General features: G+C 54.6%; 21 protein-coding genes. 7 read left to right on the top strand and 14 right to left on the bottom strand.

Annotated elements, in window-relative coordinates; translation table 11 throughout:
• Window positions 1–32: 32 nt before the first annotated feature.
• A complete protein-coding gene (locus tag ACFQPC_RS17455) occupies window positions 33–869 on the bottom strand; it encodes an EamA family transporter (RefSeq protein WP_382273103.1) in 837 nt (278 codons plus the stop codon).
• Between the two features lie 174 nt (window positions 870–1,043).
• On the opposite strand from ACFQPC_RS17455, the gene ACFQPC_RS17460 reads away from it, so the two are divergent.
• Window positions 1,044–1,880, top strand: coding sequence for a formate dehydrogenase accessory sulfurtransferase FdhD (locus tag ACFQPC_RS17460; protein ID WP_382273104.1), 837 nt, complete (start codon window positions 1,044–1,046; stop codon window positions 1,878–1,880).
• 20 nt (window positions 1,881–1,900) lie between these two features.
• Here the strand turns inward: ACFQPC_RS17460 and ACFQPC_RS17465 are convergent, their stop codons facing one another.
• Window positions 1,901–3,229: a D-amino acid dehydrogenase gene (locus ACFQPC_RS17465; RefSeq protein ID WP_382273304.1), complete on the bottom strand. Its 1,329-nt coding sequence runs from the start codon at window positions 3,227–3,229 to the stop codon at window positions 1,901–1,903.
• 328 nt (window positions 3,230–3,557) lie between these two features.
• Between ACFQPC_RS17465 and ACFQPC_RS17470 the strand changes: the two genes are divergently transcribed.
• Window positions 3,558–3,893 (top strand): HAD family hydrolase, encoded by a 336-nt coding sequence (locus tag ACFQPC_RS17470; protein ID WP_382273105.1) that lies wholly within the window; start codon window positions 3,558–3,560, stop codon window positions 3,891–3,893.
• A 109-nt stretch (window positions 3,894–4,002) separates the two neighbouring features.
• Here ACFQPC_RS17470 and ACFQPC_RS17475 read toward each other — a convergent pair whose 3' ends face one another.
• From ACFQPC_RS17475 to ACFQPC_RS17515, 9 genes are all read right to left on the bottom strand, one after another.
• Window positions 4,003–4,326, bottom strand: coding sequence for a P-II family nitrogen regulator (locus ACFQPC_RS17475; RefSeq protein WP_382273106.1), 324 nt, complete (start codon window positions 4,324–4,326; stop codon window positions 4,003–4,005).
• Between the two features lie 72 nt (window positions 4,327–4,398).
• On the bottom strand, window positions 4,399–7,500 hold the full coding sequence (locus ACFQPC_RS17480; protein WP_382273107.1) for an efflux RND transporter permease subunit: 3,102 nt from the start codon (window positions 7,498–7,500) through the stop codon (window positions 4,399–4,401).
• 4 nt (window positions 7,501–7,504) lie between these two features.
• Window positions 7,505–8,656, bottom strand: coding sequence for an efflux RND transporter periplasmic adaptor subunit (locus tag ACFQPC_RS17485; protein ID WP_382273108.1), 1,152 nt, complete (start codon window positions 8,654–8,656; stop codon window positions 7,505–7,507).
• The gene (locus ACFQPC_RS17490) at window positions 8,653–9,897 is read right to left on the bottom strand and encodes a TolC family protein (protein WP_382273109.1); all 1,245 of its coding nucleotides are present in this window, start codon (window positions 9,895–9,897) and stop codon (window positions 8,653–8,655) included. The genes ACFQPC_RS17485 and ACFQPC_RS17490 overlap by 4 nt, the downstream gene beginning before the upstream one ends.
• An 88-nt stretch (window positions 9,898–9,985) precedes the next feature.
• Window positions 9,986–10,558, bottom strand: a complete 573-nt coding sequence (locus tag ACFQPC_RS17495; protein WP_382273110.1) for a hypothetical protein — start codon at window positions 10,556–10,558, stop codon at window positions 9,986–9,988.
• Window positions 10,559–10,703: 145 nt separating this feature from the next.
• Window positions 10,704–11,843: a UbiH/UbiF/VisC/COQ6 family ubiquinone biosynthesis hydroxylase gene (locus ACFQPC_RS17500; RefSeq protein ID WP_382273111.1), complete on the bottom strand. Its 1,140-nt coding sequence runs from the start codon at window positions 11,841–11,843 to the stop codon at window positions 10,704–10,706.
• A gap of 10 nt (window positions 11,844–11,853) precedes the next feature.
• The gene (locus ACFQPC_RS17505; protein ID WP_382273112.1) at window positions 11,854–13,185 is read right to left on the bottom strand and encodes an aminopeptidase P N-terminal domain-containing protein; all 1,332 of its coding nucleotides are present in this window, start codon (window positions 13,183–13,185) and stop codon (window positions 11,854–11,856) included.
• Window positions 13,182–13,898: an N-acetylmuramate alpha-1-phosphate uridylyltransferase MurU gene (murU, locus tag ACFQPC_RS17510; protein WP_382273113.1), complete on the bottom strand. Its 717-nt coding sequence runs from the start codon at window positions 13,896–13,898 to the stop codon at window positions 13,182–13,184. The genes ACFQPC_RS17505 and murU overlap by 4 nt, the downstream gene beginning before the upstream one ends.
• 96 nt (window positions 13,899–13,994) lie before the next feature.
• A complete protein-coding gene (locus ACFQPC_RS17515; RefSeq protein WP_382273114.1) occupies window positions 13,995–15,032 on the bottom strand; it encodes an aminoglycoside phosphotransferase family protein in 1,038 nt (345 codons plus the stop codon).
• 101 nt (window positions 15,033–15,133) lie between these two features.
• Here ACFQPC_RS17515 and ACFQPC_RS17520 point away from each other — a divergent pair, with 101 nt between their 5' ends.
• From ACFQPC_RS17520 to gloA, 5 genes are all read left to right on the top strand, one after another.
• Window positions 15,134–17,386 carry an LPS-assembly protein LptD gene (locus ACFQPC_RS17520; RefSeq protein ID WP_382273115.1) on the top strand — a complete coding sequence of 751 codons (2,253 nt, stop codon included), beginning with the start codon at window positions 15,134–15,136 and terminating at the stop codon, window positions 17,384–17,386.
• Between the two features lie 41 nt (window positions 17,387–17,427).
• Complete coding sequence (locus ACFQPC_RS17525; protein WP_382273116.1) at window positions 17,428–18,807, top strand: peptidylprolyl isomerase; 1,380 nt, start codon at window positions 17,428–17,430, stop codon at window positions 18,805–18,807.
• A gap of 27 nt (window positions 18,808–18,834) precedes the next feature.
• Window positions 18,835–19,878, top strand: coding sequence for a 4-hydroxythreonine-4-phosphate dehydrogenase PdxA (pdxA, locus tag ACFQPC_RS17530; protein ID WP_382273117.1), 1,044 nt, complete (start codon window positions 18,835–18,837; stop codon window positions 19,876–19,878).
• A gap of 44 nt (window positions 19,879–19,922) precedes the next feature.
• Entirely contained in the window at window positions 19,923–20,690 is a 768-nt protein-coding gene (gene rsmA / locus ACFQPC_RS17535) for a 16S rRNA (adenine(1518)-N(6)/adenine(1519)-N(6))-dimethyltransferase RsmA (RefSeq protein ID WP_382273118.1), read from the top strand.
• Between the two features lie 87 nt (window positions 20,691–20,777).
• Window positions 20,778–21,185: a lactoylglutathione lyase gene (gene gloA, locus ACFQPC_RS17540; RefSeq protein WP_382273119.1), complete on the top strand. Its 408-nt coding sequence runs from the start codon at window positions 20,778–20,780 to the stop codon at window positions 21,183–21,185.
• 47 nt (window positions 21,186–21,232) lie between these two features.
• Here the strand turns inward: gloA and ACFQPC_RS17545 are convergent, their stop codons facing one another.
• From ACFQPC_RS17545 to gmhB, 3 genes are read right to left on the bottom strand one after another with little or no spacing between them, the layout of a single operon-like run.
• Entirely contained in the window at window positions 21,233–22,135 is a 903-nt protein-coding gene (locus tag ACFQPC_RS17545) for a M48 family metallopeptidase (protein WP_382273120.1), read from the bottom strand.
• A 13-nt stretch (window positions 22,136–22,148) separates the two neighbouring features.
• Window positions 22,149–22,916, bottom strand: coding sequence for a lysophospholipid acyltransferase family protein (locus ACFQPC_RS17550; RefSeq protein ID WP_382273121.1), 768 nt, complete (start codon window positions 22,914–22,916; stop codon window positions 22,149–22,151).
• A 31-nt stretch (window positions 22,917–22,947) separates the two neighbouring features.
• Window positions 22,948–23,505 (bottom strand): D-glycero-beta-D-manno-heptose 1,7-bisphosphate 7-phosphatase, encoded by a 558-nt coding sequence (gmhB, locus tag ACFQPC_RS17555; protein ID WP_382273306.1) that lies wholly within the window; start codon window positions 23,503–23,505, stop codon window positions 22,948–22,950.
• Between the last annotated feature and the right edge of the window lie 12 nt (window positions 23,506–23,517).

The following is a 23,517-nucleotide window of genomic DNA, read 5'->3' on the forward strand; positions in this document are numbered from 1 at the left end:
GCAAGTGCCGGTTTTTATTTGGCTAACGAGGTTTACAGGTGCAAGCCCAATATGATGGCGCCGACGGTAATAAGCAGGCAGGACAATATCCGGCGCATGCTTAGTTTCTCGCCGAGGAAGAGCCAGCCGATCAGTGCTGCAAACAAAACCGAGGTTTCACGCAGTGCAGATACGGTACCCATAGGTGCCAGTGTTACGGCCCAGATCACAATGCCGTAGGCGAGTAAGGACATGAGGCCACCGCCCAATGCCACCCAGGTTTCCTTGCTGCCGAATGCCATCGGCAGGCGTTTGTGCAGGCGCAGGTAGATCAGGAGCAGCGGTATGCTGTCGAGTACGAACAGCCAGCCGCAATACGACAAGGCGTTACCCGCCGCACGAGCGCCCAGGCCGTCGGTAATGGTGTAGGCGGCGATGAAAGCGCCAGTCGTAAACGCGGCGACAGGCCCGGCAAGATGGAGCCGGTTCCTGATGTGCGCGAGGCTGATGATGCCGACTGAAATCAGGATCACACCAAGCAGTGTCATCCAGCTCATTTGTTCGCCGACCAACAGTGCGGCACCGAGCGTGACCAGCAATGGTGATGAGCCGCGTGCGATAGGGTAGGACTGGCTGAAGTCGCCGATACGGTAGGCGCGTATCAGGAACAGGTTATAAGCCGTATGCAGTACGGCGGACAAGGCGATGTAGGGCCAGCTTTCCGGCAAGGGTAGCGGCAGATAGAGTATCAGGGGCAGGGCTGCCAGCCCGGAGCCTATGGTCATGACCGCCAGCGCACCCAGTGGATCGGCGCTGCTCTTCAATAATGCGTTCCAGGACGCGTGCAGCAACGCGGCAAACAGCACCAGGCTCAGTACAAATATGCTCATGCGGAATGAGGGTGGGCAGGATGCGTCATGCGAGGGCAGGTAAGTAAACTTGCCTTCATGATACCTGTACTGCCGGATGCTTGCGCTCATCGGGTGCTATAAGCGCACGGGAGTCACCCAGTGATGAGATAATCCGGGTAATCGTTTTATGTTTTTCACCAGTGTATTTGTCCTATGAGTGCTCGTCCAGTTTTATCCAATGCCGTCCGCAAGCTGACCCATGAAGTGGAAGTCATGGATGAGCGTGGTCGCGCGTCGACTATTGCGATACCGGCCGAACAGCCGTTGACTATCTATGTGGATAAGCGCGAGCTGGTGACATTGATGACCCTGGGCGGAGCGCCGGAAGCACTGACACTGGGCTATCTGCGCAATCAGCGCTTTATCAAGAATATCGAAGATATCCTCTCGGTGCAGGTCGATTGGGATGTCGATGCAGCGGCAGTCGTTACGCGCAATGGCATAGACAATATCGAAGAGCGTACCGCCAAATATACGGTCACGACCGGGAGCGGCGAAGGCACCGTATTCGGTGGCTTGATGGATGAAATTGATTCGATCACGCTGCCTGCCGATGCGCGCCTGATGCAATCCACCCTGTACAAAATCATAGAGACGATACGTGTACATCGCTCCGTGTATAAACAAGCCGGCTCGGTACACAGCTGCGCATTGTTTTCCGCCAGCGGCGAATTGATTCATTTTGTTGAGGATGTAGGCCGCCATAACGCGGTCGATGCCATTGCCGGCAAGATGTGGTTCGATGATGTGTCCGGCGCTGACAAAATCTTCTATACCACCGGTCGCCTGACGTCAGAGATGGTGATGAAGGGGGCGCAAATGGGGATACCGTTTTTGCTGTCACGCTCGGGTGCTACCCAGATGGGACATATGGTCGCAGAGCGCCTGAATATGTCTTTGCTCGCACGCTGCAGCGGCAAGCATTTCCTGCTGCTGAGCGGTGCGGACAGAATCATTTTTGATGATCTGGCGGTTGCGGAAAACGCCTGATGAAGTGGCAGTGGGTTTGCTCAGGCGGCTTGCTGATCCTGTTCTGTCACCGCTAGCCCTTGAGCATGCGACTTGCGTGCTGCCATCCCGGTAAACGCAAAATTCACTTCAGGCTGGACGCCGGAGATAATGTCGGCGATGGCTCTTCCGGAGCCACAACCCATGGTCCAGCCAAGTGAACCATGGCCGGTGTTCAAATACAGGTTGCTGAATTTGGTCTTGCCTATATACGGCACATTCGACGGCGTTAACGGCCGCAAACCAGCCCAGTAAGCCGGGTTTGAATAGTCACAGGCGTCCGGAAACAGTTCGCGCGTCCTGCGCGTAATCGCCTCACAACGGGTCGCATTCAGTTCACGTGAGTAACCGTTGAATTCACAGGTGCCTGCCACGCGCAGTTTATCGCCGAGACGCGACAGTACCAGTTTGTAGCCATCATCTATCAGTGACACCGTAGGGGCCAGGTCCGGATTCACAATCGGGTAGGTCGCCGAATATCCTTTGCCCGGATAGATCATCAGATTGATACCCAAAGGCTTGAGCATGGGTACCGAAAAACTTCCCATCGCCATCACGAATGCATCTGCATGCAAGGTCAGGTGACGCCCTTCCGGATTGATAACTTCAACCCCGGTCACGCGTGCTGCAGCGCCTGTGCCTTCGGTAATCAGGCGTGTCACCGTCGTGTTGAATTCGAAGTGGACGCCGCGCTCCTGTGCCTTGCGTGCCAGGCCGGTGGTGAATTTATAGATGTCACCGGATTCATCGGTTTCGGTAAAGTCGGCACCGACGATCTGCTTGCGGATATGTGCCAATGCCGGTTCCAGTTGCACCGCCTGTTCCGCCGTCAGCGGTTCGCGCGGGCAACCGAGTTCGCGCATCACGCTGGCCGATGCCAGTGATTCATCGAAGTCTTTTTGCTGGGTGTAGAAGTGCAGGATGCCGCGTGTCAGGCAATCGTAATCAATATCAACTTCTTTGCGGACGGCTTGCAGTGTCTGGCGGCTGTACTCGGCAATCGCAACAATCTGGTGGATGTTACGCACGGTGCGTTGCGGTGTGCATTCGCGCAGGAAATTCATGCCCCACTTCCACTGCAGCCATTCGGCACGAAAGCGATATAACAGCGGCGCGTCTTCCTTGCCCAGTGCTTTGAGTATGGTCAGCGGCGCACCTTTGTTCGCCCATGGAGTGGCATGCGAGACCGAGATCTGGCAGCCGTTGGCAAAACTGGTTTCCTGTGCGGCGCCGGGCTGGCGTTCGATGACGGTGACTTCGTGTCCGGCTTTATTCAAAAACCAGGCAGAGGCCGTCCCTATGATGCCCGAACCCAAAACGATGACTTTCATGTCGCGATCAATCCCGAGATATTGCTGTTGTATGCCTGCGAGCGTGACTGCGACTGAGCGCTGCGGATTGCAGACCAGGCCGGTATTGGGCCAAGGCGTAACGATATCCTGCCGGCGCGGAATTTGCCTATGACTACTGTCAAGAATCGCCATAAAGCTGGAAATAGCTGATTTCCCCGGAATCAATCCATAAACAATAAGTAATGATTGTTATTAAATACTTTAACTATCACTAATCGTTTTTAGCCTTTACGATACGTTCGAAGTCTGCGAAAAGGTCGTCAGACTGGATTCCGCAGTGACGTGCACATACAGAAGGAGAAGTGCAATGATCAGTTCCGTACTTGAACAATGTCCGATTGGTGCAGCAGTTGAATGCCATCTTGCCGCTTACAATGCAGCTTTCTATGAGCTCGGCCTGAGCTGGCACTGGGATGATGAAACATTCCATGCGTTGCAGCGTATGTCGTGTGAACGGGATCGCATCAAGAAGTATATGGAAACGCACCAATCGCATTTGCTCAAGGTATATGACGCGGACTTCCTGATCGATGCAATTCAGGCGACTAAAGAACGTTGCTATGAAACCATGACCAATGGTGGTGCAAAAAAAGCATCCAGCGTCAACTGGGCTGAATTCCAGCGTGCCGAAGTAGGCGTCTGATTCAGTTTAGCTATACCCGATATTGCTGTCTTAGCTTAGGCTGAACTGCGTAAAAAAGCCCGCATATGCGGGCTTTTTTATTTCGTCATTGCAATTCACTGTTGCAAGTTCAACTCTCTGGCTGCCAGATGTAATCGAACTGATCTATCGTATTCATCCAGACGATGCCGTCACCGATATGTTTGGTGGATGCTGCACTTTTAATCGTTGCGTATACCGCGTCCGCGTATTGGTCATCAATCACAATATCAATACGAACCTTAGGTGAATAGTCGAGCAGTTCTTCCTTAAAGTTTTGCGGTTGATGCCGTGCCGGTGAACTGCAACCCTCCACCTGAGTGATCGTCATGCCGGGAAATCCCGTGACCTGTCCCAGCGCTTGACGCACATCGTCCAGACGTACCGGACGGATGATGGCTTTGATTTCTTTCATAGTCTGACTCCTAGTATTCGGTTGGGAATCCTGGCTTTGCCTGCAGCGGCAAGGCCAGCTCCGGATGGTCTATCAGGCCTCTCGTTCTTCCTCATCAAACCAGCGATACAGAGTCGGCAGTACCAGCAGAGTCAGCAGGGTACATGTGATCAAACCACCGATCACCACCACTGCCAACGGACGCTGTACTTCCGAACCCGGACCGGTTGCGAACAGGAAGGGCACCAGTCCCAACATCGCCACGGTCGCCGTCATCATGACTGGACGGAAACGCTGGGTCGCACCTTCTACTACGGCCTCGGCTATGCTCAAGCCTTCAGTGCGCAGCTTTTTGATGTACGACACCATCACCACCCCGTTCAACACCGCAATACCCCACAAGGCGATAAAGCCGACCGAGGCTGGTACCGACAAATACTCGCCGGTCACAAAGAGGCCAACAATGCCGCCGATCGAAGCGAAAGGCAGAACGGTGATGATGAGCGTCGCGTAACGCACCGATTTAAACAGCAGGAATAGCAGGAAGAAAATCGCCGCTACTGTAGCCGGTACGATGAATGCCAAGTGACCCAATGCGCGTTCCATATTCTGGAACTGACCACCCCATTCGAGGTAATAGCCAGGCGGCAGTTGGATCTTGCCTTGCACTACCTGTTGCAGCTCGGCTACGAAGCCACCCAAATCACGATCCTGTACGTTGATCGCCACCACCACCCGACGTTTACCGCCTTCGCGGCTGATTTGCGCCGGGCCATCACGCACTTCGATCTTGGCCAGACTATCGAGTGGAACACGTGCGCCATTTGGTGTGGTCAACATGATTTGCTTGATCGCTTGCACGTTGCCGCGGAAGCTTGCAGGCAAACGGACTGCTGCCGAGAAGCGACGTTCGCCTTCGTAGATGTCGGTCGCCGTTTTGCCAGCGATGGCTACTTCGATGACATCGTGGATATCGGAGACGTTCAAGCCGTAACGTGCAATGGCTTGGCGGTCGATATTGATGGACAGATACTGCTGTCCACTCACACGATCGACCCGGATGTCGCGCGCACCTTTTACTGTTTCAGCCACACGTGCAATTTCATGGGCTTTTGCCAGCAAGCGATCCAGGTCTTCGCCGAACACTTTGACTGCGACGTCGGAACGCACGCCGGTCACCATTTCATCGACCCGATCAGAGATAGGCTGAGCCATGATGATTTGCGCACTTGGTATAACTTCCAGTCGTTTCTTAATTTCTGCCGCGATCGTGTCTTGATTCCAGCCATCCGGCCATTCATCTTGTGGCTTCAGGCTGACAATCGGCGTCGACTCATTTTGCGCTTGCGGATCAGCCGGGCTTTCACCACGACCAACACCAGAAATCGCCGACTTCACACCGGGTACTTTCATGATGATGCCCATCGCCTGTTTCTCCAGCGCGATGGATTCTTCCAGCGAAATATTCGGCACACGATTGATACCCGGTACCAGTGATCCCTCTTTCATCTCAGGAATGAAAGCTGTCCCCAGCAGCGGCAACATGGCAACTGCTGCAGCAAATGCCAGCACCGAAAACAGCACGGTTTTCTTGGCATTCGCCAGTACCCAGTCGAGCATGCGCAGATAGTGCTTCTTGAGGAAGCCGACCAGACGCGTATCATGCTCGGCACCACCCTTGAGCAGATAAGAAGTCAGCACCGGCGTCAGTGTCAGCGACAGCAAGAGCGAAATTGCCAGCGCGATCGCAATGGTGAAGGCTAGTGGCGCAAACATCTTGCCCTCCATCCCCTTCAAGGTCATCAAGGGCAGGAACACCAGGATGATGATGCCGATACCGAATACTACCGGTGTCGCCACTTCAACCACTGCCTTCAGGATAATGTGTACCTTGCGCTTACCGTACTTATTGGGTCGACCCAGATGGCCGAAGGCATTCTCGACCACCACCACCGAGCCATCCACCATGAGCCCGATCGCGACAGCAAGCCCCCCCAGCGACATCAGATTCGCCGAGATACCGAACTGGTTCATGACGAAGAAGGTGAGTAATGGCGTCAGTATCAAGGTAGCGACCACGATCACCGACGAGCGTATATCACCGAGGAACACCAGCAGGATCACAACCACCAGCGCGACACCTTCCAGCAGCACTTTGGCGACGGTCCACAAAGCGGCATCCACCAGTTCGCTACGATCGTAATACGGCACGATCTGCAAGCCATCTGGCAACATGCCTGCCTTGTTGATTTCTGCAACCCGGTCCTTGATGCGTGATACCACTTCCTTCGCATTACCACCACGCATCATCATCACGATACCGCCGACGGATTCAGTGACCCCGTTCTTGACCAGCGCACCATAACGCACATCGTGCCCCAGGGTGACTTGTGCCAGATCGCGGATATACACCGGTGTGCCGTTGGATTCACTCAAGACGATGTTGCTAATGTCATCCAGATTCTCGATCAGGCCCACACCTCGGATCAGGTATTGCTCCGCATAGTGCGGCAAGATGCCACCGCCTGAGTTGGCGTTGTTGCGTGCCAGCCCCTCATACACTTGCTTGAGCGAGATGCCGTAGTGGGCCATGCGATCAGGATTGACCAGCACCTGATACTGCTTGACGTAGCCACCTTGCGAGTTGATTTCGGCGACTTGCGGAATCGAACGCAGCAGTGGTCGCACCATCCAGTCCTGCACGATACGTCTTTCGGTCAACTCCTTCTGCGTCAATTCACGATCACCATCATCGGGTTTGTCGAGCGTGTACTGGTAGACCTCGCCGAGACCGGTAGAGACCGGACCCAATACAGGTGTCACGCCGGTCGGCATACGTGCGCTGATCTCGATCAGACGTTCCATCACCAGTTGCCGCGCGAAGTACACATCGGTGGCATCGGTGAAGACCAGCGTGATCAGCGACAAACCAGGTTTGTTGAGCGAACGCATTTCTTCTATGCCGGGCAAGCCGGTCATAGCAATTTCAATCGGAACGGTCACAAAGCGTTCGACCTCTTCAGGCGAACGACCAGTGGCGTCGGTAGCAATCTGTACCTGAACGTTGGTAACGTCAGGGAAAGCGTCGACCGATAACTTACGCATGGCATCGATACCCACTATCAGGGCAATCACAGCCAGGACGACAATAATCAGTCGCTGTGCCAGGGCACCGCGAACTATCTTCTCTAACATGGCATTACTCCTGTGCGATACCGGTACGCTGGTTGTTGAGGTGGAACGCGCCATCTACGGCAATGCGATCACCTGCTTTCAGCCCGGACGCCACCACGAGTGTGTCGTTGTTTGACTGCCCCAGTTTTACCTTGGTAGCGCGGAAATGGCCCGGTTGGGTTTCAACATAGACCAGGTCTACATTTTCGAAACGTACGACCGCGGCAGCCGGGATCACCAGTTGCTCGGTCGGGCGGCTCGCAATCAACATCGTGGCCAGCATTGCAGGTTTCAGTCGGCCATCCTTGTTGTCGATCGCGGTGCGTACATGTACGGTCCGTGTCGCCGGATCGACGATTTGTCCGACGTAAATCAGCTTGCCCGACAACTTGAGATTGCCCAGTGCAGGTACTTCAATATCGACCGTCTGGCCAACTGCAACCATATCCGCCTGTTGTTCAGGAACTTCCGCAACTGCCCATACGTGTGACAAGTCAGCAACCGTGAACAAGGCATCGGCTGGCTGTACCACCTGGCCAGGCGAGACCTTGAGTTCCACCACGGAACCATTCAAGGTTGACGCAACGGGTGCATACGAACTGATCTCGCCACTTTGCGCCATACGTGCGATAGCAGAGGAGGACATGCCGAGTACTTTCAGTTGTTCGGCGGCGGCACGCGACTCTGCTGCAGCGACTGCAGATTCGTTTTCACGTCGTTGCAATTCAGCTTTACCGATGACATCAGCGGCAAACAATTGGCGTGCACGCGTCTGATTGTTTTGTTGCAGCTCGGCTTGCGCGCGGGCTTTCAGATATGCCAGTTGCGCGCTGCCCAGTTCAGTACTGTGCAGGCGTGCCAGTACGTCACCCGGTTTCACGCTTTGACCGAGGTTGGCACTGATGTCGGTGATGCGGCCTGTGACCGGTGCGCCTATGCGTGCCATACGCTGGCGATCAAAATCGATGAGGCCGGGGACACGCAGTACGTCACTGAAAGGTGCGACGCCAACGGTGCCGATCTTGACGCGTTCACGTAGCGCTTCCGGCGCTATAACGACGTTGGGATCAACTTTTTTTGCAGGTTCTTCGGCTTGTGGTTTGGCCTTGTCACCACAGGCGGCCAGGGTCAGGCACAGCGCGATCAGTGTGGCGGTGGAAGAGATTCGGGGCATCATGGTTTGTTACCTGTAGAAGAATTGGCTAACAGCCGCTCGATTTCGATAGCGGCTACTTGCAGATCAAATTGGGCGGCGATAAGGTCATTGCGCGCGGTACGTAATGCACGCTGTGCATCGAGGTAATCGATGATGCCGCGTTCGCCATAACGGTAAGCAGCTTCCGCTACACGCAAAGCGCTTTCGGCCTGGCGTACGATGCCGGACTCAAGTGCTTCGACTTGTGAGGCGGCAATCTGCGATTGTTGATACGCGGAGTCGAGCTGTTGGGTCAGTTCGAATTCACGTGCTTCCAGCAGGTAGCGCACGCGCATCGCACTGGCGCTGGCTTCATTGATCGGGCCGCGATTCTGGTCCCACAAGGGAATGCTCATGACCACGCCGAATTGCGTGTCACGCACTTCGGGATCGCGATTGGAGATCGCTTTCAATGCGATTGAAGGCAGGCGCAGGGAGCGCTGGTAATCGACCGCCACTGACGCGCGTTGCAGTTCCATCCGGTACTGTGCCAGTTCCGGATTATTGCTCAGCATGGTTTGGCGCAGGGTGTTCAGCGGTGCCATATGCGGGACGTTGCCCATGGAGCCGGCGATGGCAAAACTGGCCGGCAAAATGTCGCCCACGTGTTGACGTAACGAGGACTTGGCCTGGTTCGCCCGCAGCAGGGAGCTGTGGCTATTCTTTTGTGCATTCAGCAGTTCGGTCGAGACCCGGATGGCTTCATAGCGCGGCGCTTCGCCGACATCGACCCGGACTTGGGCGCGGTCATATAACTGTTGCGTCAGCGCCAGGTCTTCCTGTGCTGCTTCAAATTCAGCCTGGCGCCGTAGTGTTTCGTAGTAGCCGAGCTTGACCTTGGCCACCAGTTCGGCCGCATATACATCTTGACCGGCGATCGTTGCGCTCACTGTTTTGCGCGCGACTTCCTGGCGCAGGAAGCGTTGGCTCGGCAAATCGAGGCGCTGCGTGATGGAGACCGTTTGGCCGTTACCGGTAGCGGCGCCAGGGACGCGTGCGGATACGCGGCCGCTGGTGTATTCGACTTCGGGATTTGGGAATGCGCCAGCCGTAGTGACGCCGGCACGCGCAGCTTCGACGCCGGCGGCGGCGGCTTGCACCCCTTTGTTGCCCTGGGAGGCCAAGGACAATAATTGTTCCAGTGTATAGGGCTGGGCGGCGATCGCGGGCGACCACATGCCAGCCAGCCACACTGACGTAATAAGTAGTGTGATAGGTTTCATGATTTTAGTTAAAGCGAGTACATGCCGCGGACGAAATGCCGCACGACATGCGGACGGCCAAAGCAGCCGTCCCGGAAAGATTAACTTGTCAGATCGCCTGGATAGGCGGACGCTCGGTGCGGACGATAGGCACCGGGAGAGGAGGGTGTTGTTGCGCTACGAAAATAGTGTCGCCCAATGTCAGGCAGGCTAATGACAGCGGCAGGGGAAGATCCGCTTCATACGGATCTGCGGTTTGTGCTGCCGAGTTGAAATTGTGGCCAGGAGGGCGGCAAGACAGGTTATCCGCTGTGTCGCCCCAATCAGGTGCAAGCATTTGTGCTGCACTGCCAAATTCTCCCTCTACTTCGAACTCCCAGCGCGCCATTTCACTTTCGACGGTGGGTTCTTCAATAAAGATAGATTGAGGCAATGGTGGGCTTTGCTGGTCGTGGCCCAGTGCTTGCGCTTGCTCTGAACTGATTTTGTGCAGCGCAGTACCCATTTGCGGCTTGGTGCTGGTGCTCGAATATGCTGAAGACGACTGTGCCTCGGTTCGACAAGCGACCGAATTTGCCCACACCCATTGGAGTGGCAAAGATACTAAGAGTAAAAGCACATAAATATGACGCATTTCCAGCATTTTAAGGAGAGATCGCACTTTTTGCAATTCGACTCGCATTTTGGATATGTCCGCCTATGACTATGACGATATCAACAATGCAAATTGTATGCCCGGCGGAAATCTAAATATCTATTTTGTGTATTAATTGACAATAAAACGTATTGTCTTTCTGCTCATATGTGCTTATTCGGCCTTGCTCGACTCAGGGGCGACGACCAAACATCATTTGCTCCGCGAGGAATTTCTTGGCCGGCCGGATCGCATCCACCAGGCCCAAAGTCACTCCAAGTGCCGTTTGCGACACGATGCCACGCGCATTGTCGGCAAAGATGCGGGCCATGAGGTCGGTCAAATGTATGGTGGCGTTGCGATCCGTGCGCCGTTTTTCCGCAAATTTGCTTAATGCTTCCGGCAGCGTATGCGTGCCCAGCAGTTGGGCCAGTACCGCTGCATCGCGCAAGCCGAGGTTCAATCCCTGGCCGGCGACCGGATGCAAGGTTTGCGCGGCGTTGCCGATGGCGATCAGTCGTTCCGAGGTCTCTGGTTTTGCATTCAGGCCGAGCGGAAAGGCATTGCGTTTGCTGCAAGCCGTGAAATTCCCCAGGCGTGTACCGAAGGCAGGTCCCAGTTCTTGCAGGAATGCAGTGTCCGATAAAGTCAGCAGGTAATCGGCGGTTTTCGGCCGCACACACCACACCAGGGCGTAGCCATCTTCCTGTGGCAACAGCGCCAGCGGCCCTTCATCCGTGAAACGTTCAAAGGCGCGATGCGGTATCGCTGCATCGGTACTGACGTGGGCGACGATGGCAGTTTGCTGGTAGTCGCGATGCAGGGTCTTTTTGCTTTGTTCGTTATAGATGCCACCTTCAGCCTGCACCACGAGCTGTGCGGAGAGCGGGGCATGGTCGGTGAAATTCAGCAGCACCATGCCATCGTCTTCCGTGAGGCTGGTCACCGTATGCGGACGGATCATGTTGACGCCTGTTGCAAGGACTTGAGCATGCAAGGCAGAAACGATAGCGCCATAACGCGTGACGTGTCCTAGCGCAGGCAGATTGTATTCAGCCTTGTCTATCAGGGTGCGGCCGAAATGACCGCGTCGCGACACATGGATCTGATGGATGGCGGTGGCTGCAATCGGCCATGCGCCTATACGTTCCAGTAATTGCTGACTGCCATAGGACAACGCAATCGAACGCGGGTCTTGCGCGCTTTGTTCTATGGTTTTTGCATCTATCAATGCGATGCGTTCGGCTTGCCTGCCCTGTTGGACCAGCAGCGCTGCAAGCGCCAGCCCTACCGGCCCGGCACCGCAAATGGCAATGTCGAAATCAGTCTGCATGGCAATCGCATCAATGCTTCATCAAGGCTTCAATATCGGCCACGGTTTTTGGTGCGGCTGCGCTCAGGATGTGTGAACCATTTGCCGTTACCAGCGCATCATCTTCTATGCGTATGCCGATGTTCCAGTATTTTTCCGGTACGCCTTCTGCCGGGCGTACGTAGATGCCCGGTTCAACCGTCAACACCATACCCTCTTGCAAGGTGCGCCATGGTTTGTCCGCACCTGCAGTTGCAGCATCGCGGTACTCGCCGACGTCATGTACATCCATGCCCAGCCAGTGGCCGGTTCTATGCATATAGAACTGGCTATAAGCGCGATTTGCGATCACATCATCGAGCGAACCGACCTTGTTGCGATCGAGCAGGCCGGTGTCCAGCATGCCTTGCGCCAGCACTTTGACGGCTGCATCGTGGCCATCCATGAAGCGTTTGCCCGGACGTGTTTCTGCAAACGCAGCGTCTTGCGATGCGAGCACGATTTCATACAATTCTTTTTGCGGACTGCTGAATTTGCCGTTGGCCGGAAAGGTACGCGTGATATCCGAAGCGTAGCTATCCAGTTCACAACCGGCATCGATCAGGACCAGGTCGCCATCCTTCAGTTCAGCATCGCTGGCGCGATAGTGCAGTACGCAGGCATTGGCACCGGTGGCGACGATGGAACCGTAAGCCGGAAACTGCGAACCGTTGTTGCGGAACTCGTGCAGGATTTCCGCTTCCAGGTGATATTCACGCAAGCCCGGACGCGAAATGCGCATAGCACGCCTGTGTGCAGCAGCGGCGATATCCGCTGAACGTTGCATGATGGCGATTTCATTTGCATCCTTGATCAGGCGCATTTCATCCAGCAATACGTGTATATCGTAGGCAGCATTCGGCGGTGTGACGCCGGCACGCGCCTGTGCACGAACGCTTTGCAACCAGCCCTGTACCTGTGTATCGAGTTTGCTGTCGCTACCGAGTGCGTAAAACAGGGCGGGAGCATTCGCCATCAGCTTGGGTAGTTCGGTATCCAGCGCTTCTATCGGATAGGCTGCATCGAAACCGAAAGTGCTGCGTGCGACATCGGGACCATAACGAAAACCATCCCAGATTTCACGTTCCATATTTTTTTCGCGGCAGAACAGGATCGCCTGATTCTTTGTGCCGGCGACCAGCACGATGACGGCTTCCGGTTCAGTAAAGCCGGATAAATAATAGAAGTAGCTATCGTGTCGATACGGATAGTCTGCATCGCGATTGCGCATGACTTCGGGGGCGGTCGGGATGATGGCAATGCCACCGCCCTTGGTCTGCATTTGTGCAATCAGTGACGCGCGTCTATCGCTATAGGGTTTCATTTGTAATGTCCTGTCAAAGGTGCATTCAGTTCTGCCAATCGTTCCGCCGTACCTACGTCAGTCCAGTCACCATGATACAGCTCGCCACCAACCTGGCCGCGGGCTGCGTACTCGCGCAGCAAGGTGACCAGTTTGGCGGATTCACCGGCGGCAATTGCATCGAACATCGACGGGCGATATACGCCTATGCCGGAAAAAGTCAGTTTCGGCTCGCCTTCATTGGCAACGGAAAAGCTGTTTAAGGCAAAGTCGCCTTGCGGGTGATGCGCCGGATTTTTTACCAGGTACAGCCAGGCCACATCGCGCTGGTCGACCGGATAGGGATTACCCCAGACATCGGCGTCTTCCAGTACGGTTTTTACTTGCTCAAAATTAAAGTGGGGGCAGTAGATGTCGGCTGCAAGGGCAAGGAAGGGTTCGTCGCCGAGCAGATGGCGTGCCTTGGCAACGCCGCCGGCGGTTTCCAGTGCAGTGCCTTCGGCTGAGTAACTGATGCGGGCACCGAATTGGGTGCCATCACCGAGCGTTTCTTCTATCAAATTGCCGAGGTGTGCGTGATTGATCACGATATCGGTGATGCCTGCACGCACCAGGTTCAGGATATGCCAGACGATCAAAGGACGTCCACGCACCGTGAGCAGGGGTTTGGGGCAGGTATCTGTGAGCGGGCGCATTCTTTCGCCACGCCCGGCTGCGAATATCATCGCTTTCATGGTGTTCGCATTTCGCTAATAGTTCCAGGAGTGGCCTGCGTAGCCAGGGGCTGCCTGCAGGCCGGGGAGTACGGGGCTGATGTTGCTGACAGCTGTTTAAAAGGTATAGCCGACTTGCGGTGCTTTGTCTTCCAGCTCATCCAGCAGTTTCACCAAAGGTGCCAGCTCTTTGTATCGATAGGCCACTTTGCGCGTGTATTCCATCACCAGTGGCAGGTCTTTCAGGTACGCATCCTTGCCGTCGCGGTGATACAGGCGGGCGAAGATGCCGAGTATTTTCAGGTGGCGCTGCAAGCCCATGAATTCGAAATCGCGATAGAAGGCGTCGATATCCGGATTGACCGGCAGGCCGGCGCGTTTCGCACGTTCCCAGTAACGGATGGCCCAGTCCAGCACGATTTCTTCGTCCCACTGGATATAGGCGTCACGTAGCAGTGAAGCCAGATCGTAGGTGATAGGACCGAACACCGCATCCTGGAAATCCAGGATGCCGGGATTGCCCTGCGTCAGGACCATCAGGTTGCGTGAATGGTAGTCGCGGTGGACATAGACTTGCGCCTGCGCCAGGTTATTCGCCAGCAGCAGCTCGAACACCTGATTCAGTGAGGCGGTTTGCTTTTCCGTCATGGTCAGGCCGAGATGCTTGCCGACATACCATTCCGGAAACAGCATCAGCTCGCGCAACAGGAGGCTGCGGTCATATTCGGGTAAAACGGCTGGTTTACTATGGATTTGCAGGTGTACCAGCGCATCAATGGCGTCGATATACAACTTATGAGCATTATCCGGATTTAACAATTGCAGATAGGTGGTGGAGCCGAGGTCGCTCAGCAACAGGAAACCCTGCTCTATATCCTGTGCCAGAATGGCCGGCACTGATACGCCGGTTTCGCCAAAAACCCCGGCAACATGGATAAAAGGCCGTACATCTTCCTGTGGCGGCGGGGCGTCCATCACGATAAAAGTCGCGCCGTCGGGGCTATCTATGCGGAAATAGCGGCGAAAACTTGCATCCGAGGAAGCCGGGCGTAGCGTATCCAGTTTGAGGGCGGGGGCTGGTAAGGAGGCGAGCCATTTGTTCAGTTCCGGCAGACGCAAGTCGTCAGCGGAAGCAGGTGTTGTATGTAAAGACATGAAGCAAGCCTAGGTAATCCGGTTGATGGGCGGTGAGTTCCCATATAATAAGGGATTAAATTCGAAAAATCGCCAGCGATGGTACTCAAAACTATATTTTCATGACCTGGCCTTTCCCTTTACGCCGCCCTCAGCGCTTGTTCTCAACCGTGGTCGCAGTGATAACGACGGCTTCCGTGCCGTCCTTTGCTGTGGCACAAACCAACGATAAGCCAGCCAAAGCGGGAGACCGTGCGGAGGAAACACGGATCAGCTCGGAGCAAATGACCGGGCGTCCGGATCGGGAGCTGGTACTGGAGCGGGATGTTGAAATTATCCGCGGCGAGACCATCGTCAATTCCGACCATGCTACTTACTGGGCTGCGGATGACGAAGTTGAGTTAAGCGGAAATATCCGGATGAAGCGTTTTGGTGACCGTTATACCGGCGACAAGATGCGGCTGAAGATGGATTCGGGCGTCGGTTATGTCACGAATCCAACTTACCATATGCTGGAAAGCAATGGACAGGGCAAGGCGGAACGGATTGATTTCGAATCGGAAGACCGGGCATTGATTACGGACGGGACTTATAGCACGTGCGAAGGCCCGAATCCTGACTGGTACCTGAAGGCAAATACTTTGCGACTGGATACCGGACGTGAAGTTGGTGATGCGGAAGCACCGATTATTTATTTCAAGGGTGTACCTATTATCGGTGCACCATCGATGTCCTTCCCTTTGTCCGGCGCGCGCAAATCCGGTTTCCTGGCGCCGACACAAGGCACCACCAGCACGGGTGGTTTTGAGGTGGCGGTACCATACTATTTCAATATCGCACCGAATCGCGATTTGACATTGACGCCAAGGTATATCGCTCGTCGCGGCATGATGCTGGGCGCGGATGCGCGCTATATGGATCGCATGTATGCGGGCGAGACCAAAGCGGAATTCCTGCCGAATGATAGCCAGACCAATACGAACCGCTGGTCGATAGCATCGAAACATACGCAAAATATCAATGACCAGGCTGCCTTTGCCTGGAATATCAATTCTGCATCAGACAATAATTACCCCAGCGATTTTTCGCGAAATCTGGCTATCAGTACACAGCGGCTTTTATTGCGCGATCTGTACTTTAACTATTCCCAGACCTTTTGGAATGCGACGGCACGTGCATCGAATTATCAGGTCTTGCAAGACCCGGCTTCGCCTATTACCCGTCCTTATGACAGATTGCCGCAATTCACTTTGAATGCGGCGCGACAGGATGTGAACGGCTTCGATTGGAAAGCAACCCTGGAGGCCACGCGTTTCTGGCATCCGGATATGGTGCGTGGCGAACGTTACGTCGTCAATCCGAGTATTTCTTACCCGATAGTTCGTCCTAGTTATTTTATTACGCCGAAGGTGTCGTTGAATGCTGCTGCATATAATGTGCAGGATCCGCTTACCAATATCAATTCCAAATACAGCCGCGCATTGCCAACTTTTTCGTTGGATAGTGGCTTGGTATTTGAACGTGAGACTGATCTTTTCGGCAAAGCAGCAACCCAAACGCTGGAACCACGCTTGTTCTATGTGAAAACCCCTTACCGCGATCAAAGCCAGTTCCCGGTCTTTGATACCGCAGAAGCGGATTTGAGTTTCGCGCAGATTTTTAGTGAAAATCGTTTTATCGGTAATGACCGGATCAGTGATGCGAACCAGTTGACTGCCGCGATGGTCTCACGTTACATCGAGGACAGCGGTGCTGAGCGTTTACGTGTGGCATTGGCGCAAAGGTATTATTTTGAAGATCAAAGAGTCACGTTGACTACTCCGCCGGGCAAGAGCAAGCCTGATTTGCTGGCTTCCGGCAGCTTCCAAATTTCCGATACCTTGAAAACGGAAGGTAATTTGCAATACAGCGCCAATCAAAAAACCGTTAGTCGCGGCAATGCGGGTATGAGTTGGCGGCCGGAACCAAAGAAGGTATTGAACCTGACCTACCGTGTCGACGTGCCGAATGCCTTGCGCCAGGTTGACGTATCCGGGCAATGGCCGATAGCTGACCGTTGGTATGGCGTAGGCCGCTTGAATTATTCTTTGCCTAACGATTATGCTAACCGTCCTGGTTTTGCTCCATTGACTGCCCCACCGGCGCGTGGTCTGTCCGAGGGCTTGCTGGGTCTTGAATACAAAGCAGATTGCTGGATCTTCCGCGTGGTCGCACAACGTTTGCCTACCGCTACCGGCAAATCAAATTCCACGCTCTTTTTCCAGCTTGAGTTAAGCGGTTTGACCAGGTTGGGCTCCGATCCTATGGAAGCTTTGCGTACCAGTATTCCTGGTTATCAGACATTGGGAAATACTCCCAACCCTAGTAGTTACTAAGAAGCGAAATACTAAGTTAAATCATGAGTCATATCCGTCCTATGTTTACTATTCAAAAATCGTTTCAATATGCGAAGCATGCGTTGATTTTATTGGGTCTGACTGGCGGCGTGATGGCCACTGCGCAGGCACAAGGCCAGGCTGCCGCGCAGCCGCGCCTGGCCGATGCCATCATCGTCGTGGTAAATAATGAAGTGATCACACGCTACGATTTCCTTGAGCGTTACAAGATGATCGAGGGTCGCTTGCAAAGCCAGGGCGGCAATTTGCCACCACGCGAACAATTGCAGCGTCAACTGCTGGAACGGATGATTGTTGAGCGCGCGCAATTGCAACAAGCGAAAGAAACCGGCATCAAGATCGATGACACCATGCTGGATCGTGCGATGGGACGTATTGCCGAGCAAAATAAATTGAGCATGCCGGAATTCCGCAAGCGCCTGGAAGAAGATGGCCTGGTGTATTCGAAATTCCGCAATGAAATTCGCGATGAGATGGCGATCCAGCGCTTGCGCGAACGTGAAGTAGATAACAAGGTACAGATATCGGATGCAGAGATCGACGCCTATATGGCTGCGCACAATGCACCTGCGGCAACTGCACCACAGGAATTACACATTGCGCAAATCCTGATCCGCGTGCCGGAAAATGCCACGCAGAAGCAATTGGCTGATAGCAAGCGTCGTGCGGATGAAGTGGTTGCGCAATTGGCGGCAGGTGCTGATTTCGCCAAGCTGGCGACTGCTTATTCCGATGGCACCGATGGTTTGACCGGCGGCGAATTGGGTTGGCGCAGTGCAGAGCGTCTGCCGCAGTTGTTTGTTGATGCGACAGCGAATCTACAGGATGGCCAGATTGCACCCATCGTAAAAAGCGGCAATGGCTTCCATATCCTGAAGTTGCTCGGTCGCCGTACACAGAGTGTATTGCGTGCCGATGGAAGTGGCGGACCTGCTGCGCCTGCTCCGGCCGCAGTAAAACAAACGCACGCCAGCCATATCCTGATCAAGGTGAATCAGGTTGTATCGGCAGCGGAAGCGCGTCGTAAGCTGCTTGAATTGAAGCAGCGCCTGGACAACAAGGCCGCCACTTTCGAAGAATTGGCGAAGTTGTATTCGAATGATTTTTCGGCAGCAAAAGGTGGTGACCTGGGCTGGATTTATCCTGGTGATACCGTGCCGGAATTTGAGCGTGCGATGGACGCATTGCCGATCGGCCAGGTCAGCGAGCCGATAGAATCGCCGTTTGGTTACCATTTGATTCTGGTCACCGAGCGCAAGAGCGATGATGTGTCACAAGAGCGTCAACGCATGATTGCACGCCAGGCGATACGTGAACAAAAAGTGGAAGAAGCGACGCAGGATTGGTTGCGCCAGGTGCGTGATCGCGCTTATGTCGAATACCGTATGGATGATCAATAACAATGACAGCTTCGCTGTTCCCATGCCGTGAGTAAGCGACCGACCATCGCCATCACAAGTGGCGAGCCTGCCGGTATAGGCCCTGAAATTTCAATCAGGGCTGCATGGGAATTGCGTGCCGATGTAAAAAGCATCCTAATAGGTGATGCCGCATTTCTGGCGATGACAGCGGCCGCTATCAATCCTGCGATACGTTTGTCTGCGCTGTCGCTGCAGGCTGTACGCAATAGCGGTGTGCCGGATTTTTCCCGCGACCAGATCGCCGTCATCGATTGTCCGCTCGCGGCACATGTGGTGCCCGGCAAGCTGGATGCGCAAAACGGCCGCTATGTATTGCAGACACTGGATATCGGCATTGAAGGTGCACAGCAGCGCTGGTTTGATGCAATCGTTACCGCTCCATTGCAAAAAAGTACGATCAACGACGCCGGTGTGCCATTTACCGGCCATACCGAATACCTGGCCGATAAAACCAATACCGCGCAAGTGGTGATGATGCTTGCTACGAATGCGACGCCGCAGCCTTTGCGTGTCGCGCTGGCAACGACGCATCTGGCTTTGAAGGATGTTGCTGCGGCCATCACCATCGATAGCCTGGCCGGCATCCTCGATATCCTGCACGCAGATTTGCAAAATAAGTTTGGTATCGCTCAACCGCGCATCCTAGTTGCCGGCCTCAATCCGCATGCGGGCGAAGGCGGTTATCTGGGACGCGAAGAAATCGAAGTTATCACACCGGTACTGCAAGCTGCACAAGCCAAAGGTTTTGATGTGCGCGGTCCGTATCCGGCGGATACGCTGTTCCAGCAAAAATATCTGGAAGATGCGGATTGCGTGCTGGCGATGTACCACGACCAGGGTTTGCCGGTACTGAAATACGCGAGCTTCGGCCTCGGCGTGAATATTACTTTGGGCTTGCCACTGATACGCACTTCCGTGGATCACGGCACTGCACTTGACCTGGCAGCTGCCGGCTTGGGACAGGCCGACCACGGCAGCATGCTGGAAGCGATGCGGATTGCCGCCCAGATGGCGGCAGCGTCACATTCGAACCTGCGTTCGTCCTCCTGATAGAAATAACCGGCCGTCCCGATACGGCCAGAAGCGTTTAATTCATGAAACATATTCCGCGCAAGCGCTTTGGCCAGAACTTCCTGACCGACGACACCGTCCTCTACAACATCATTCGCGCGATAGATCCGCAGCCGCAGGACACCATGGTTGAAATCGGCCCGGGCCTGGCAGCGATGACGCGCTTGTTGCTGGAAGGTGTGCAGCAAATGCATGTGGTGGAACTGGATCGCGACCTGGTGGAACGGCTGAAGAAAAGCTTCGATCCGAAACGCCTGATCATCCATTCGGCTGATGCCCTGCAATTCGATTTTTCGACGATCCCGGTACCGGCCGGCAGCAAGTTGCGCGTAGTCGGTAATCTGCCCTACAACATTTCGAGTCCTTTGTTATTCTATCTCGCCGAGATGGCGCCGCATGTGCAGGACCAGCATTTCATGCTGCAAAAGGAAGTGGTGGAGCGCATGGTGGCGGAGCCTGGCAGCAAGGTCTATGGCCGCCTGTCGGTCATGCTGCAATGGCGTTATCACATGGAGTTAATGTTCGTGGTACCGCCGACCGCATTCGATCCGCCGCCACGCGTGGAGTCCGCCATCGTGCGCATGATTCCATTGGCGCAACCATTGCCTTGCGACCAGGCCAAGCTGGAACAGGTGGTATTGAAAGCTTTTTCCCAACGCCGCAAAGTCATACGCAACTGCCTGGCGGGAATGTTTACCGAAAGCGATTTGCTGGAAGTGGGCATCGATCCGCAATTGCGCCCGGAAACAATTCCACTGGCGCAATACGTCGCACTGGCCAATCGCCTGTAAACAAAATCGGGTCTTTGCTGCCGCGGGCAAACTATGCCTGATAGGCATAAAATTGCTACTTTACTTTATTCATCCACGAGGAACTACATGCGCCTTCTTCATACCATGTTGCGCGTCGGCGATCTGCAACGTTCGATCGATTTTTATACCAAGCTGCTGGGCATGAAATTGCTGCGCCAGGTGGAAAACACCGAATACAAATACACGTTGGCCTACCTCGGTTACGGCAGCAATCCGGAACATGCGGAGCTGGAGTTGACCTATAACCACGGCCAGCATGAATATGAAATGGGCACCGCTTACGGTCATATCGCGATAGGTGTGGCGGATGCCTACCAGGCTTGCGCCGAAGTCAAAGCCGGTGGCGGGAATGTGACGCGCGAAGCAGGTCCGGTGAAGGGCGGTAGTACCGTGATTGCTTTTGTGACCGATCCGGACGGCTATAAGGTCGAACTGATCGAACGCAAGGAATGGGCAAGCACCGACAAGTTTTAAGGCAGTGACAGCGCATGCATGCGCCTGCATGCATGAGTCAAAACCTATCAGAAAATCGGCAGGGTCTCGGGGGCGTGGTCGCGCAAGGCTTTCTTCGCCGCGACAAATTCGGGGAAGACCGATTGCACCGTGGCCCAGAAGCGCGGGCTATGGTTCATCTCGCGCAAGTGCGACAGTTCATGCGCGATCACATAATCGATCAGTGGCAGCGCGAAGTGGATCAGGCGCCAGTTCAGGCGTATCTTGCCATCCGCAGTACAAGAACCCCATTGCGTCATCGCTGATGACAGCGCAAAGGATTGATAACTGACGTTCAGCTTTTCTGCATAGACTGGCAGGCGCTCGGCAAAAATCCGCTTGGCTTCCAGTTGCAGCCAACCTTGTACCCGGTCTTTCAATTGTCGTTCGGCGGCCGCACCGGGCAGGCAGACCGTCAGCTCTTTGGTGTCGGCATTGTAGGCAATCCCGGCCGCCTGCGTGCCGAGGATGCGCAAGGTAATGTCATGTCCCAGGTACGGCAGGGTGGCGCCATCGCGCCATTCCATTTGCGGTTGCAAACGACGTGCGGAATGTTCGCGCCGCTCGTTGAGTTTGGTAAAAATCCAGCGCTGCTTTTCGCAAATCGCATTTTCAATTTCGGTCAGCGTCACCCATTTAGGTGCGGTGATACGCAAACCATCGTCATCGATCATGAAGCCGATCGAGCGGCGCTTGGAGCGAACCAGTGTGTAATCCAGGATGTGCTCGCCGACATGCACGCGGCGCTTGCCATGCGGTATCGGTGCGTTCGCGTCACCATTCGACAGCGGCAGGCTCGGTAGCAGCGAGCCAGGGGTACGCTCGGGTGCAGGATGATCTACTTTCGGTTGCGATGAAAAATCGGACGAAAAGAAATCAAGTTGCAGCGCGAGCTGTTGTGGATCCGGCGATGATTGACGTAGCAGCTTCAAGGATAGTCGGCCGTTATTGTATGGATTCGGTTTTTTGCGTGCTGGTAGCAGGATAGTCGGCTGGCGAAATCACCCGCATTTCAGATTCTATCCAATTTTCGACTTGCTGCATCAAATCGACTGCAGTTAATCCTTCCGGCGACATGGGCTTGCCGATGGAAACCGTGACCAGGCCCGGTTTTTTGATGAAGGAATTCTTCGGCCAGCAATGACCGGGATTGAGTGCAATAGGCACGACCACCGTATTGGTTTCCACCGCCAGGCGCGCGCCGCCGCCTTTGTAGCGGCCGCGTTCGCCGACCGGGATGCGTGTGCCTTCCGGGAACATGATGATCCATTGACCATCAGCCAGGCGTTTGCGGCCCTGCACCACGACTTGCGCAAAGGCATCCTTGCCGTTGTTGCGGTCGATGGGGATCATGCGCAGCAAGCCCAGTGCCCAGCCAAAGAAGGGGACGTAAAGCAATTCTTTCTTGAAAACGAATACCAGCGGGCGCGACATATTGCACAACAGGAAAATCGTTTCCCATGCCGATTGATGTTTGGACAGCAGGATCACAGGCTGGTCCGGCAGGTTTTCGAAGCCCTTGATTTCATAGCGGATACCGCACAGGACTTTAGCCAGCCAGATGATGAAGACATTCCAGCGTGACGTGATGTAGTAACGTCGGTTATACGATAGCGGTGCAGCCAGGAAGCAGATGGGCGCCCAGATCAGCGTAGCGACCAACATAATCAGTGCAAACAACAGGGAACGCAAAAACAAAATGGCGCGTGACATCAAGTCTCCAGATTTTTATAACAGCAATAGTTTAAACGGCGTAACTGAGCGCAGGCGCTTTCAGTAAATGATCGACCACAGCGGCAAGGCTGGGATAACTCGTGGTGCCGGGTGGCAGGCCACCTTTTTCGCGAGTCTTTTCACCTTTGCCGGTGAGCACCAGGTAAGGCGCACAGCCAACGACAAAGCCTGCTTGCAGGTCGCGTAATGAGTCACCTATGAGTGGTAAGCCCTTGAGGCTGACATCGTAACGTTTGGCAATGGTGTGCAGCATGCCGGGTTTGGGTTTGCGGCAATCGCAGTGATCGTCTTGTGCATGCGGGCAAAAGAACACTGCATCGATTTCAGCGCCGACCGACTGTGCGGCGGAATGCATCTTTTGATGGATCGCATTCAGCGCCATGATGTTGAAGACGCCGCGCGCAATGCCAGACTGATTGGTTGCCACCACCACGCGATAATCGGCTTGGTTCAGGCGTGCAATCGCTTCCAGCGAACCGGGAATGGGTATCCATTCATCCGGTGTTTTGATAAAGGTGTCCGAGTCCTGGTTAATGACACCGTCACGATCGAGGATAACCAGTTTCATCGGATCACCTTT

It is taken from the genome of Herminiimonas glaciei, assembly GCF_042664955.1.
Lineage (GTDB): Bacteria > Pseudomonadota > Gammaproteobacteria > Burkholderiales > Burkholderiaceae_D > Oxalicibacterium > Oxalicibacterium glaciei.

Bases quoted from the DNA above. Each gene is read 5' to 3' on its own strand.
- gmhB (WP_382273306.1), bottom strand. From the start codon at position 23,505: ATGAAACTGGTTATCCTCGATCGTGACGGTGTCATTAACCAGGACTCG.
- ACFQPC_RS17485 (WP_382273108.1), bottom strand. From the start codon at position 8,656: ATGATGCCCCGAATCTCTTCCACCGCCACACTGATCGCGCTGTGCCTG.
- ACFQPC_RS17515 (WP_382273114.1), bottom strand. From the start codon at position 15,032: ATGTCTTTACATACAACACCTGCTTCCGCTGACGACTTGCGTCTGCCG.
- ACFQPC_RS17460 (WP_382273104.1), top strand. From the start codon at position 1,044: ATGAGTGCTCGTCCAGTTTTATCCAATGCCGTCCGCAAGCTGACCCAT.
- ACFQPC_RS17455 (WP_382273103.1), bottom strand. From the start codon at position 869: ATGAGCATATTTGTACTGAGCCTGGTGCTGTTTGCCGCGTTGCTGCAC.
- ACFQPC_RS17550 (WP_382273121.1), bottom strand. From the start codon at position 22,916: ATGTCACGCGCCATTTTGTTTTTGCGTTCCCTGTTGTTTGCACTGATT.
- ACFQPC_RS17470 (WP_382273105.1), top strand. From the start codon at position 3,558: ATGATCAGTTCCGTACTTGAACAATGTCCGATTGGTGCAGCAGTTGAA.
- ACFQPC_RS17525 (WP_382273116.1), top strand. From the start codon at position 17,428: ATGTTTACTATTCAAAAATCGTTTCAATATGCGAAGCATGCGTTGATT.
- ACFQPC_RS17505 (WP_382273112.1), bottom strand. From the start codon at position 13,185: ATGAAACCCTATAGCGATAGACGCGCGTCACTGATTGCACAAATGCAG.
- rsmA (WP_382273118.1), top strand. From the start codon at position 19,923: ATGAAACATATTCCGCGCAAGCGCTTTGGCCAGAACTTCCTGACCGAC.
- ACFQPC_RS17495 (WP_382273110.1), bottom strand. From the start codon at position 10,558: ATGCGAGTCGAATTGCAAAAAGTGCGATCTCTCCTTAAAATGCTGGAA.
- ACFQPC_RS17500 (WP_382273111.1), bottom strand. From the start codon at position 11,843: ATGCAGACTGATTTCGACATTGCCATTTGCGGTGCCGGGCCGGTAGGG.
- murU (WP_382273113.1), bottom strand. From the start codon at position 13,898: ATGAAAGCGATGATATTCGCAGCCGGGCGTGGCGAAAGAATGCGCCCG.
- ACFQPC_RS17475 (WP_382273106.1), bottom strand. From the start codon at position 4,326: ATGAAAGAAATCAAAGCCATCATCCGTCCGGTACGTCTGGACGATGTG.
- ACFQPC_RS17465 (WP_382273304.1), bottom strand. From the start codon at position 3,229: ATGAAAGTCATCGTTTTGGGTTCGGGCATCATAGGGACGGCCTCTGCC.
- ACFQPC_RS17490 (WP_382273109.1), bottom strand. From the start codon at position 9,897: ATGAAACCTATCACACTACTTATTACGTCAGTGTGGCTGGCTGGCATG.
- gloA (WP_382273119.1), top strand. From the start codon at position 20,778: ATGCGCCTTCTTCATACCATGTTGCGCGTCGGCGATCTGCAACGTTCG.
- ACFQPC_RS17480 (WP_382273107.1), bottom strand. From the start codon at position 7,500: ATGTTAGAGAAGATAGTTCGCGGTGCCCTGGCACAGCGACTGATTATT.
- ACFQPC_RS17520 (WP_382273115.1), top strand. From the start codon at position 15,134: ATGACCTGGCCTTTCCCTTTACGCCGCCCTCAGCGCTTGTTCTCAACC.